The sequence below is a fragment of the Psychrobacillus antarcticus genome (assembly GCF_029533155.1).
GTDB classification, from domain to species: domain Bacteria; phylum Bacillota; class Bacilli; order Bacillales_A; family Planococcaceae; genus Psychrobacillus; species Psychrobacillus antarcticus.
Genome location: NZ_JAIZDB010000014.1, coordinates 95,545 through 108,607 on the forward strand (window position 1 = coordinate 95,545; position 13,063 = coordinate 108,607).

The 13,063-nt window shown below is 37.3% G+C and carries 10 protein-coding genes; 1 reads left to right on the forward strand and 9 read right to left on the reverse strand.

Going from position 1 to position 13,063, the window contains the following annotated elements; genetic code table 11:
• Positions 1-3: 3 nt before the first annotated feature.
• The 7 genes from LDK52_RS09205 to LDK52_RS09235 all read right to left on the reverse strand — a co-directional run bounded on the left by LDK52_RS09205 (position 4) and on the right by LDK52_RS09235 (position 7,758).
• Positions 4-1,272 (reverse strand): ammonium transporter, encoded by a 1,269-nt coding sequence (locus LDK52_RS09205; protein WP_277585661.1) that lies wholly within the window; start codon positions 1,270-1,272, stop codon positions 4-6.
• A gap of 246 nt (positions 1,273-1,518) precedes the next feature.
• Positions 1,519-2,001, reverse strand: coding sequence for an MgtC/SapB family protein (locus LDK52_RS09210; protein WP_277585662.1), 483 nt, complete (start codon positions 1,999-2,001; stop codon positions 1,519-1,521).
• 166 nt (positions 2,002-2,167) lie between these two features.
• The gene (locus LDK52_RS09215) at positions 2,168-3,511 is read right to left on the reverse strand and encodes a GH1 family beta-glucosidase (protein WP_277585663.1); all 1,344 of its coding nucleotides are present in this window, start codon (positions 3,509-3,511) and stop codon (positions 2,168-2,170) included.
• A gap of 17 nt (positions 3,512-3,528) precedes the next feature.
• Positions 3,529-4,563 (reverse strand): LacI family DNA-binding transcriptional regulator, encoded by a 1,035-nt coding sequence (locus LDK52_RS09220; RefSeq protein ID WP_277585664.1) that lies wholly within the window; start codon positions 4,561-4,563, stop codon positions 3,529-3,531.
• 34 nt (positions 4,564-4,597) lie between these two features.
• Complete coding sequence (locus LDK52_RS09225; RefSeq protein WP_277585665.1) at positions 4,598-5,440, reverse strand: carbohydrate ABC transporter permease; 843 nt, start codon at positions 5,438-5,440, stop codon at positions 4,598-4,600.
• The gene (locus LDK52_RS09230) at positions 5,441-6,385 is read right to left on the reverse strand and encodes a carbohydrate ABC transporter permease (RefSeq protein WP_277585666.1); all 945 of its coding nucleotides are present in this window, start codon (positions 6,383-6,385) and stop codon (positions 5,441-5,443) included.
• Between the two features lie 74 nt (positions 6,386-6,459).
• On the reverse strand, positions 6,460-7,758 hold the full coding sequence (locus LDK52_RS09235; RefSeq protein ID WP_277585667.1) for an ABC transporter substrate-binding protein: 1,299 nt from the start codon (positions 7,756-7,758) through the stop codon (positions 6,460-6,462).
• Positions 7,759-8,330: 572 nt separating this feature from the next.
• Here LDK52_RS09235 and LDK52_RS09240 point away from each other — a divergent pair.
• Complete coding sequence (locus LDK52_RS09240; protein WP_277585668.1) at positions 8,331-11,360, forward strand: efflux RND transporter permease subunit; 3,030 nt, start codon at positions 8,331-8,333, stop codon at positions 11,358-11,360.
• Positions 11,361-11,423: 63 nt separating this feature from the next.
• Here LDK52_RS09240 and LDK52_RS09245 read toward each other — a convergent pair whose 3' ends face one another.
• The gene (locus LDK52_RS09245) at positions 11,424-11,633 is read right to left on the reverse strand and encodes a hypothetical protein (RefSeq protein WP_277585669.1); all 210 of its coding nucleotides are present in this window, start codon (positions 11,631-11,633) and stop codon (positions 11,424-11,426) included.
• Between the two features lie 406 nt (positions 11,634-12,039).
• Positions 12,040-13,047: an LLM class flavin-dependent oxidoreductase gene (locus LDK52_RS09250; protein WP_277585670.1), complete on the reverse strand. Its 1,008-nt coding sequence runs from the start codon at positions 13,045-13,047 to the stop codon at positions 12,040-12,042.
• Between the last annotated feature and the right edge of the window lie 16 nt (positions 13,048-13,063).

The following is a 13,063-nucleotide window of genomic DNA, read 5'->3' on the forward strand; positions in this document are numbered from 1 at the left end:
TAATTAATTAAGTGATTTAGATTCTTCTAAAATCATTTGTTCTGGATAACCATAGTTGCCATGTTCGCTCATATCAAGGCCCATTAGTTCCTCTTCCTCCGTTACCCTAATACCACCCATTACTTTTTTCATGATAAAGAGAATAGCATAGGAAACGATGAATGCAAATAAACCACAAGACACAACACCCATTAGCTGAACTCCTAATTGATCAAATCCTCCACCGTAGAATAATCCCGCTTTACCAACGGATGCAAGCTCCGGTGTTGCAAAGAATCCAGTAGATAATGTCCCCCATACCCCAGCTGCTCCATGGACTGATAAAGCATAAATCGGATCATCCACTTTTCTCTTTTCAAAAAATCTTGCGCTATAGAATACTAACACTCCCGCTAGTAAACCAATGACAACAGAAGCCCAAACATCCACGAATGCACAAGAAGCAGTAATAGCGACTAATCCAGCTAAGGCTCCATTTAAAATCGTAGGAATATCTGATTTACCTAATACTACCCATGATATTAGTGTTGCTGCAACCGCTCCCGCTCCAGCAGCAAGTGTTGTATTTAATGCAACATATCCAAAGAATGCAGCATCTACAGATATAGTACTACCTGCATTAAATCCGAACCAGCCAACCCAGAGGATGAGTACGCCTAAAGCTGTATATACTTGGTTATGTCCTGCAAGATTATTTGCTGATCCATCTTTATTGAACTTCCCAATTCTTGGTTTAAGAATCATTGTTGCAGCTAAGGCAGCCATCGCACCAGTTAAATGAACTACAGTTGAGCCTGCAAAATCCTGCTTGCCATGTTCGGCTAACCAACCTCCACCCCACACCCAGTGTGCAATTACAGGGTAAACAATTATTCCAAAAAGAATAGTGAATATTACATATGTGGATAATTTAGCACGTTCTGCAAATCCACCTAACGCAATCGTTACTGCGATACCAGCAAATGCTAATTGAAAAACAAAGAATACGGTTGTTGCAAGACCAGCTCCCTCTAATATTTCACCACTATAGAAGAAGTCTGTCATTCCTACAAAGAAATTTGCATCTCCCCCGAAGATAAACCCATAACCTACTGCCCAGAACACCATGGACGCTAATCCAAATGTGAATATTGTTTTACCTGCGACATGACCAGCATTTTTCATTCTTGTCGATCCAGCTTCTAGTAATATAAATCCACCAATCATAAATATGACTAAAATTGCAGCTACCATCGTCCACAAGCTGTTCATCAAATACATTACATCTTCCATTGTCATCTCTCCCCTTTTATTAATTGTTACGTTCTCTCAATTTTAAATGTGAGAAAACCTAACATCTTTTATATTTTTATTCTATTCACTTTTATAGAAAAGTCAACACAATTTTCTGAATATTTTTAACTTTCTCTTTAAAAACCTTTAAAACCCTTACTAAACCTCATTAAAATATTTTTACAAATAAAAAAACTGCCACCACTGTTTTATCAGTGATGACAGTTTATCTATCATATACTTATTTTAATCCCATTCCCCATCGCTATCCTCTTCTTCTTTACCTCGAGCAGGGAGTATACCAATTTTGACTACTAATTTCGGTAGGTTCATCGCGATGAACATTAATACGACTGTTATGATTGCTAAATCATACGCTCCATAACCAATTGTTAACCCTACACAAGCAGTGATCCAAAGGTTTGCTGCCGTTGTAAGTCCTCGTTTTACGTTATCCTTGTCTACCCAGATAACACCCGCCCCAAGAAATCCAATACCACTGATTACTTGCGCTGCTAAACGCATTGGATCCATGTATGCACCCTGGTTTAGAGAAGATAATGCCATAGCTAATGTGGACCCTAAACACACCAAAATATGTGTTCTTATTCCAGCTGGTTTATTTTTTAGCGCTCGTTCTAGACCTATAAAAAAACCTATTATAGTAGCCACAACTAACCGAATGTATAAGTCATAATGTGAATTAAATAATGTAGTAATGAAGTCCATTGGCTAAATCCTCCTAATAATACTGTCTCGATAACATTCGATATAACTTTTTAAAATCCTTCAATCCTCCATATTATCACATATTGGTTAAGGAATCATAGATGGTGCACAATACAAAAAAGAAGCAAGCACTAAGTTACTTAGTGCTCACCTCTATATTAAGAGATTATACTATAAATTCACCTTTTTTGATTGTTTCACTAAACCAATGATAACTATCCTTTTTTGTTCTTTCTAATGTCTCATAATTTACATGTACAATGCCAAAACGCATACTATACCCTAAAGCCCATTCAAAGTTATCCATAAGCGACCAGTATAAGAAGCCTTTTACATTAACACCAGAATCCATACTTCGCTTCAAGGCAGTCAAATGAGTCCTTAAGTAATCAATTCGTTTTTGATCAGAGACAACACCGTTTACTGGTTCCTCGTTATAGCAAGCACCATTTTCAGTAATATAGATCGGCACACTGCTGTAAAGATCTTTAATTGTGACTAAAACTTTATAAAAACCCTCCGGATAGATAAACCAGTCTATAGCTGTTTTGTCATAGCCAATATCTATATTTTCTAAGTCGAATAATCCTTCATTTTCTTTATAGCGCCCTACATTGCCTGTGTAATAATTTATCCCTAAAAAATCGATAGGTTGCGAAATTATTTCCAAATCACCATCTAAAACTGTCGGGACAGCTCCTTTTTCTTTAAACCACTCCAACATAAAGTCAGGATAGGTACCTTTAAAAACTGGATCAAAAAACCACTCTAAATTCCAAGCGTTCCCTCGATTGCAAGCTTCAATATCCTGTTCTTTCGTACTGTATGGTTCAAACCAAGTAACATTAGGAGCGTAACCGATTTCACCCTCTATCTTACTTTCTCTAAAACTTTTCACGGCACGACCATGTGCAACCAATAAATGATGCGCTATATCCATCGCTAGTTGGAGGTTCTGATTACCAGGTGCATGTACTCCAATATAATTTGACAGGAATGATGAGCACCAAGGCTCATTAACTGTTATCCATTTTTTAATCTTGCCATGAAATTCCTTAAACATAAAGTCTGCATATTGAACGAAAGCTTCAATTGTATCCCGGTTATCCCATCCACCCTTGTCCTGTAACGCCTGTGGGAGATCCCAATGATACAGTGTACACATTGGTTCGATACCTTTTTCTAACATATAGTCGACCAATTTGTGATAATAGTCGACCCCTTTTTGATTCACTTCTCCAGTACCATTTGGGAAAATCCTCGGCCAGGCAACTGAAAATCGATAGACATCCGCACCTAAATCATGTATTAGATCTACATCTTCTTCATACCGGTGGTAGCTATCGCATGCTACATCACCAGTGTCTCCATTATGTACTTTACCTGGAGTCTTTGAAAAGGTATCCCATATAGAGAGCCCTCTACCATCTTCGTTTGTTGCACCTTCAATTTGATAGGAAGCTGTTGCTGCTCCCCATCTAAAATCCTTTGGAAACTGAATAATTGCCATTTTGTGACACCCTTCCTTTATCGTTTCTTCGTCGTTTCCTCAACAACACCAGAAGAACTCCTCACTACCAACTCTGGATCTACGAGTGACGGTCTTAAACCAGTTACTCCATTTATCAAATCATTTAACTTTATAGCAGCCAATCTACCTATTTTCTGCTTATCCTGCTTAATAGTTGTAAGAGCAGGCTCCATATAACGACAAGCTTCTACATCATCACAACCTATTACTTGAATATCTTGAGGAATTCGAAGCCCATAATCTTTTATAGCCCTCATAGCACCTAATGCCATCATGTCGGAAGCAGCGATAATTGCTTTTGGCAAGGATTCACTTTGAAGAATTTCTTCCATTGCTTCGTAGCCACTCGACTCAAAAAAGTTCCCATGTTTAATCCAGCTTGGTTGCGGGCTCATACCGAATTGACTCATTGTCTGTAGAAATCCCTCTAATCGTTGGTTCGATATTTCAGAACTTTCTTTCCCAGCAATATACCCTACATCTCTAATAGAGTTTAAATACAAGTATTCCACCGCAAGCTGCGATACTTTATAATTATCCGTCATAACGTAGCTAGAATTCTGTCCAGTCAGTTCAATGTCAATTCCCAGACATGGGACGTCACTCTTATCCAACTCCGACACAGCTTCCTCCACTTCTTCTCCAGCAATTATTAGGCACCCATCTAAACGGAAATGCCTCGATCTTGCAAGGTAATCTACATTTTCTTTATCAAACATCTCATTGGAGAAAATGATAATATCATACCCCATTGCACCCAATGTTTTTTGAAAAGATGAGATTACTTCATTGAAAAACGGATGGTTAAACTCTACATTTATTTTACCGGCATAAATGAGTCCTATTAAACTGGATTTCTTCGTCGCAAGTGACCGAGCAGAAAAGGTTGGTTGATAACCAGTTTTATCAATAATTGCTAATACTTTACGCTTTGTCTGTTCACTCACGCCAGCATAGTTATTGATGACTTTAGAAACTGAACTTCTCGAGACACCGGACATTTCTGCTATATCACCTATAGTTAAAGTCATTTTACTTCCCTCATATCCCATATGTTTTTTGCTATTATTTTACCGATCCCTCGGCAATACTTGATATGAACAATTTATTGAACAATAAGAACACGATAAGCAGTGGTATCGTAGCCCAGAATACACCAGATAATAACATACCAAAATCTACTTTATGTGTATTGTTCAGTGATGCTAATGCTACTTGAATTGTGTAGGATTCAGGATCTCTAAGCACCGTAAATTGCCATAAGAACTCTCCCCAAACCGAGGTAAAAACAATAATTCCAAGCGTCGCAAAGGCAGGTAAAATGATTGGCAGCACAATGCTTCGATATATCCGGAAAATAGAACAACCATCTAGCCTTGCCGCTTCTATCAATTCGTCAGGCACTGATTCACTCACATACTGCCTCATCAAGAATATCCCTAAAGGATTTAGGAAAAACAACACCATCGCTGCAAACAAATTATCTAATAACCCAGCTTTTGCAACTAACAAATACTGTGGTATTAAGCCTAGTTGTGGCGGAATAATAATAGTGAATAATATTGCGAAGAAAAGAATATTCTTTCCTGGAAATTTTAATTTTGAAAATGCAAATCCAGCTAACGAGCTTATAAGTAATACTACAATCGTTACTGTAAGACAGACGATTAATGTATTAAGCATTGATTGAAAAAATGGAATCATATCCAATACTTTTTGGAAGTTCTCCTTCAACTGATCTCCTGGAACCATCGCTGGAGGTATCGAATTATAAGCAGAGCTATGCCTTGTGGACATTACGAACATCCAGTAAAAAGGGAATAACGAAAAGAGCGATATTACTGTTAAAAACAAGTACATCCCTAGACGCCCAATGCCCCACTTTTTAGTACCAACATCACCTTTCATTTACGTTTCCCTCCTATCATTGCCAAGTCTTTTCGTAAGCATCATATTAAATGCAGATGCAACTACAATGAATAAAAGTAGAACAATAGCAGCTGCGGATGCTGTCCCGAAGGAAGATAACCTAAACGCATCACGATATAAATACATAACTACTGTCATTGCTTCATCCCTTGAAAATGCGGTGTTCCCTAAAAATACTGTCGGCTCTGTAAATAATTGCATCGCTCCAACCGTCGAGAAAAAGACAGTCAATAAAATAAATGGTTTCAGTAGAGGAATCGTAATATATCGAAGTTGTTGGAATATACTTGCACCATCTATTTTTGACGCTTCATATAACTCTTTCGGAATACTCTGCATCCCCGCTAAATAAATAATGGTGTTGTATCCAAGCCACCGCCAAAAAACCATCGTAGCGATCGCAATTTTTGCTCCCCATTCAGAGGTCTTCCAGCTCACTGGATCAAAGCCAAACAACCCAATAATGTAATTTACTAACGCCGTTTCATTGTTACTAAAAAATACGCTAAATACTAATGCAACAGCTACCATAGAAGTAATATATGGCATGAAAATTGTTACCCGAAAAAATGCTTTAAATCGTAAATAAGACAAATTCAATAAAAAAGCGAGTATTAATCCAATGACAAGTTGTGGAGCAGTACCCATTAGTCCAAGAATGATTGTATTATAAACAGATTTCCAAAATAGCGGATCACTTAGTATTACTTTGAAATTACTTAACCCAACAAACTCCATTTCTCCCATACCATTCCACTTTTGAAAAGCGAGGATTAAACTAAATATTGCCGGATACAAACCAATAATCGCAAATATGATAAAAAAAGGTGATATATATAAATATCCCGAAAGCATTTCCTTCATCTCCTGGGATGAAAAACCTTTCCTTCGTCCCTTTTGCTGTTTTTCATCTAAAGAAACCATACATTTGCCTCCTGCCTACATACAGAGTATATTCGGCGAGTTTACCCGCCGAATATGTTAATCACTTTCATCCCTTAGCGATCTAGTTTAGTTTTAATACGCTTAACAGCATCTGTCCACTCTTTCTCTGAATCCGCACCAGCCTGTGTGTTAACTAAAGCAGCAAGAATCTCATCATGTACGCTCGTATAATCTTTACCTTTATATACTTTTCCAATTTTTTGTGCAGATTGAGCAAACACTGTTTGCGTAGACTGTCCACCGAAGTACTCATCGCTCGCTTCTTTAAATTCAGCCTCATCATATACAGCAGGAGCAGAAGGGAATAGACCATTGCTCTTAAATGATTTTAATTGATTTTCAGGTGAAACTAACCATTTTACAAATTCATATGCTTCTTCTGCATGTTTCGTTTCTTTAGGGATAGAAATATAAGAACCACCCCAGTTCCCGCTGTACTCCGTCGGTAATGTAGCTATGCTAAATTTCCCAGCAGCTTCAGGGGCATTTGATTCCATCCATCCTTTGAACCAAGCAGCTCCTAGTTCAACAGCAAAGTCACCATTATCCACACCATTCGCCCATTCAGCAGACCACATTGCGTAATTCCCTACTAAACCAAGTTCGTTCATATCGATAGCTAAGTCATAAGCTTCTTTTACACCGTTACCACTTTCTTCGATTAATAAATTTCCTTCTTTATCAAAATAACTTTCCTCTAACGCATCCAATTGAGCACGGTACATCATTTCCATACTCGCAACCATCGGTATTCCAGTTTTTTCTTTTATTTGTAATGCAACTTTTTTGAAGTCCTCTGGTGTTTCGATTAAAGCAGAAACTTCTTCAGGTTTTGTTGGTAATCCCGCTTTTTCAAATACATCTAATCTGTAGTAAAGCCCCTTTGGACCAATATCCGTTGGAAGACCCATTAAGAACTTTCCATCATCGTTCTCAGCAATTTCCCATTTCCAATCCAAATATTCTCCTTTGATATCCTTCGCGCCAATATCATATAGATTCACAAATCGATCTTGTGCATCACGGAAACGATCCAATTGGTCAAGCTCAAGCGCCGCAATATCAGGTGCCCCACTACCAGCAGAAAGTGCAGTAAATAAGTTGTTGTGATGATCAGCAGTTTCTGATGTTTTTATTTTTATTTCAATATTATCATTTAGTTTCATATACTCTTTTGCAAGTTCTTCATATCCTGTAGCACCGAACATCCAAAAGTTTAACGATACTTTTTCTCCATCTTTACCTGAATCACTTTTCGTTGAATCACTTGACGACGAATCGGAAGAACATGCCGCAACGATAAATACAAACAAAATGGACAATGAAGCGATTAGCAGTTTTTTCAATTTCATTTTGATTTCCCCCTGAAATTTAGTAGTTTAGTAGTTTAGTAGTTTTTATACCATAATACCCCTATTACTCCTAACCGCCCTCCAATCTATTATTTACTCCATCAAGCATCTGCATCTTCGGTGTCGTATAGTCACTTCATTTTATCGAAACCGGTTTCCGTAAAGTATAAAAAAATATGGATTAAACCCGACTTTCTTACGATAAAGCGCTTTCTTTTATTATTATAGCCCAATATTCAGAAAAATCAATATTTTTTTAGAATATTCTTGTAAATCGGTTTCTATCACAATCTATTCTATGCCTAGAAGTCTTCAATCATACTACTTCTACTTCTACTTTTTGTTCCTTGCAAAAAGCAAAGTGCTTAGAACCTCCTACATCTCAAGCCCTAAACTAATTTATGTCCAAAGTACAATGTAGAACTTTACTCCCTTTTATACAATGAAATGGTAACCATACCATTCTTAGGAAGGAGAAATTAATACCAGCTTTAATAATTATTTAGCAGCATTTTATTTAAGCATTTTTTCTATTTTTATACCAAGGTAATTATTTTAGGAGGAAACTTACAATGTCATTACTCACAAAATGGGCTTTTGGAAACAGGGCAGCGGTAGCTGTTTTAACTGTTTTAATATTAATTATAGGGATTGCAAGCTATTTTAGACTCCCTATGGAATTTCTACCGACTGCGGACAATCCGCAAGTCACCATTATTTCCATGGGTCAGGGTATTGACTCCAAAACGATGGAATCAGAAGTAACCCTACCAATTGAAAGAACTGTCACAGGTTTGAATGGCAAAACGTCTGTCTATTCAACGACGGGTGATGGATTTTCAAAAGTAGACCTATTTTTCGAAGCAGGATATGATATGCAGCAAGCAAAGCTAGATGTTCAAGATGCATTAAATAGTATTTCTTTACCTATCTATACATCTAAGCCAATTATTTCACAACTTAATACTTCTATGATTCCGATCGTCAACATTGCTGTCACCTTTGATGAAGGGTTAACAGAGGAAAATTTAGAATTCGCACGTAACGAACTACAATCGATGTATCAAGATATAAAAGGTGTCTCCAAGGTAGATGTATATGGGATAGCAGATTCCATCATTTCAGTTAATATTGATGAAAGATATTTAGTAGAAAATGAGATTCCCCTCCAATCAATTATAGGTATCCTCCAAGGGCAAAATACTGCCGTAACAGTGGGAGAAAAGATTATTGATGGAAAAACTAGCAATATTAAAGTAATCGGCGATATTAATCTAGATTCACTAAAAGCCTTACGAGTAACATCCGATTTAGCACTAGGAGATATTGCTACTATTGAAGAAACGAAGGATTCAAACTTCATTAGTCGGTTTAATGGAATGGATAGCTTAGATATAAGTATTACAAAAGATAGTCAATCCAATGCAGTTACGATTAGCAAGGAAATTGAAAAAGTAACAAAAGAAATCAATGAAAAATATGACCAACAAGAATCGGTTATTTATGTTTCTTCAGCCGATTTGGTGGAAACTTCCGTTCATACGATGATCAAAGAAGTTCTACTTGGCGCATTATTTGCAACAATTGTTATTATGCTCTTTTTACGAAATATACGTTCCACTTTTATAACGATCATTTCAATTCCTTTATCTCTTTGCTTTACATTATTTTTGTTATCATGGTCTGGTGTAACGTTAAACATTTTAACGCTAGGCGGCGTCGCTGTTGCAGTTGGACGGCTTGTGGACGATAGTATTGTGGTCATTGAAAATATTTTCCGCAAAATGCAAACGGAGAAGTTCTCCATTCAAATGATTATAGACGCAACAAAGCAAGTTGGAGTAGCCATAACAGCTTCTACATTAACAACAGTAGCTGTTTTCCTGCCAATGAGTTTGTTAAATGGAGGACTTCAGGAATTTCTTTTACCATTCGCATTAACGATAACCTATTCTTTACTTGCCTCTTTAATCGTTGCATTGACAGTTGTGCCACTGATGAGTGCGACTTTATTGAAGAATGCTAAAATTCCAGAGCATAAACCGGCCGTTCGTTTCCCTAGAATGGTTACTTGGTCCTTAAACCATAAATGGCTCGTATTCTCGGTTTCTATCCTTCTATTCGTCGGTTCTATTGGAGCTTATTTTGTCATCCCTAAAGGTGCGGTTGATAGTTCTTCTGCTGACTATGTCACTGTCACAATGAGCTATCCAAATGATACACCCCTTGAAAAAGTGAAGGAAAAAACCATTGAACTCGAATCATCAATACTAGCTATAGATGAAGTTCAACACGTGTTCGCACAGGTCGGTTCCCCTCCTGAAGCAGCTCAGTATGGTTGGGTTGGTTCTTCGACAGAAGCATCTTTCAGCATCTTACTAGAGGATAAAAAGGATACCGATTTAATAGTACAAGAAATGGAACATCAAAAAGACCAATATGCTGATGCTCGATTTGAGGTAAATACAGCATCCTTTATGATGGGAGGAGCTAGTACAAATATTACAATTGACGTTGTCGGAGAAGATATTGCTGTACTTGAGGTTGTAGCAACAGATATTAAGGAAAAAGTACAAAAATTGGATGGCGTAGAAAAAGTTACGACGAACCAAGATGAAAAGAAAACTGTACACTCGCTTATTGTGGATCCTTCCAAGGGAAATACAGAACAAATTGCACAGCAGTTAGCTGTGCTGTTAAACAAAACACCAATCGGAACAATTAGTATGAACGACAAGCAAAAAACGGTCTTTTTGGAACCTCTTCTAGATACCATCACACCCGAAGACCTTGTAGATATTCCTGTCATGACCAATGAAGGGATGGTCCCAGTCTCCTCTATTGCAACATTGCAAAGCGAAGAGCAATCAACTAACCAAGTTCATAAAGATGGGGATGCCTATCTTCGAGTTACAGCATCTGTTGATCCAGCAAAACTTTCAGAAATCGCTAGTGCGGTTAACGTAGAGATATTCGGTGATCAAGAGGATAATGAAGGAATGAATATTCCAGAAAACATAGAGGTTTTAGTGGGTGGTTCGAGTAGCCAGCAAGCGGAAGACTTTACAGATTTATTCTTAATAATGCTTGTTTCCATCGGAATTGTATTCTTAATTATGGTCATCACTTTCAAGTCAATCAAAGCACCTATTGCAATTCTTTGCTCACTACCATTGGCTGCCATTGGAGCGATCCTAGGAATTCTTATTAGTCGAATTTCAGTGGATATCACAGCGCTTCTTGGTGCATTAATGCTAATTGGTGTCGTCGTAACAAATGCGATTGTACTATTAGACCGAGTGAAACAAAACGAGCAAAAAATGATTATACGAGATGCACTTGTGGAAGCAACCGCAACAAGAATGCGACCGATCTTCATGACCGCAATTGCAACCATCTGTGCGATGCTTCCCCTATTATTGAAACAAGCAGAAACAGGAAGCTTAGTATCACAAAGTCTTGCTATCGTTGTTATTGGCGGATTAGCTATGGCTACCCTGCTAACTTTAATAGTAATCCCATGTATATATGAGTTATTATATTTCAAAAAATCAAAGAAACAGCGGATGACCCAAGCAGCCGAGCAAGATACTGTTTCATAATGTAAACATAATAAAAACCAGGCCATAGTTTAAATACTATGGCCTGGTTTTATGTGTTTCATATTAACGGGATGGTCTAGCTTCTTGGCAATTAGAACATTTTTTCTGATTGCTACCTTTGAATTTTGTTAACGTTTTTTCAAAATTAGTTCCACATGAACATTTAAATAGTAGTTTTTGTGAGAATCCTACATATTCTTTTGAAAGTAATGTACTCTCTGAGTTCTTACTAACATAATCTCTTATTTCATCTATAGTCCATTTTTTATTCATATTGACACCTCCGATAGCGATATTATTTAAGTCTAGGAAGAAGCATTGTTTACCTTCCGTTCAATTAGATTCATGAATTCCAAATCTATCTCAATGTGTAATTATACCACCACTTTAAGAATCCTTATACTATTTTCCAAAAGAAATGTTGTTTTTAGTTCTGCTACATGCTATACTAGATTTCTTACAACAAATACGTTTTGACATCCATACTTTCGATTACATTGTTAGTCGACATTAATGGGTGCCAAACCCTCAGGAGTTCTTAAGGAACAAAGAATTCTTTAGAAAAAAAGCATTATCTCTTCGGAGATAGTGCTTTTTTTATTTCGAAATGATAAGTAGAATAATGTACAGTCATTTAACAGTTTGTTTTAATCCTACTTGGTAGCTGCACCATAGCTGTTTAATCATTATGGAGCAACAATTCATTTGCTATTAGTTTATAGGAGTTTCTTCGAGTCTCAGCAGAATATGTGATTGTACTTAGCATGATTTCATCTGCTTTATAAGTAGTTTGTAACTCGGTTAATTTCTGTTTTACTTCTGTTGGATTACCGATAATCATATTCTTTTTCAGATTATCGAATGTATCTTTTTCTCGATCTTCCAATTTATATTGCTTAGCCTCTTGAATAGAAGGGACTCCTCGATGCCCTTCCCCTTTTGCTTTCTGTAACTCCCAGATGAGTACACTTAGCGATATTTCATTGGCTTTTTCAGTTGTTTCTGCACAAATGACGGAAACAGTTACCATGACTTGAGCTACTTGTCCTTGTTTTCGTGGAGTGAAAGCGTCTAGATATTCTTGAATAATGGACGGTCCATCCTTGTCACTCATGAATTGACCGAATGTATATGCAATCCCATTTTCCGCAGCAAGCAAAGCGCTTTTTTTACTAGTTCCAAGCAGCCAAGGTACCGGCGACACTTCTGGAATTGGGGAAGCCGAAACCTTAGAGTACTCATGGTCAGTAGGAAAATCATCATCAAGAAAATGGAGCAATTCTTTTACTAAGCTAGGCATTTTATACACATTTTGCAAAAAGTTATCGGAAAGCGCATTGGTTACTTCAGCAGATCCACCTGGAGCACGCCCTAAACCAACGTCAATACGATTGGGAAATAAAGTAGCGAGCGTATTATAAATTTCCGCCACTTTAAATGGTTTATAATGAGGCAACAAAACTGCTCCCGAACCGATGCGAATACTATTTGTATTTGCTCCAATATAACTTAAGATCACTTCTGGAACGGAACTTGCTAACCCAGGTAAATCATGATGTTCCGTAACCCAATAGCGTGTATATCCTAATGACTCACCAGCTTGCGCTAACTTCAGCGATTCATTTAAAGCTTCTTTAGCAGTTTGATTGGAAGAAATTGGTGATTGATCTAGAATACTTAACTTCATCTCTCAAGCCCCCTAC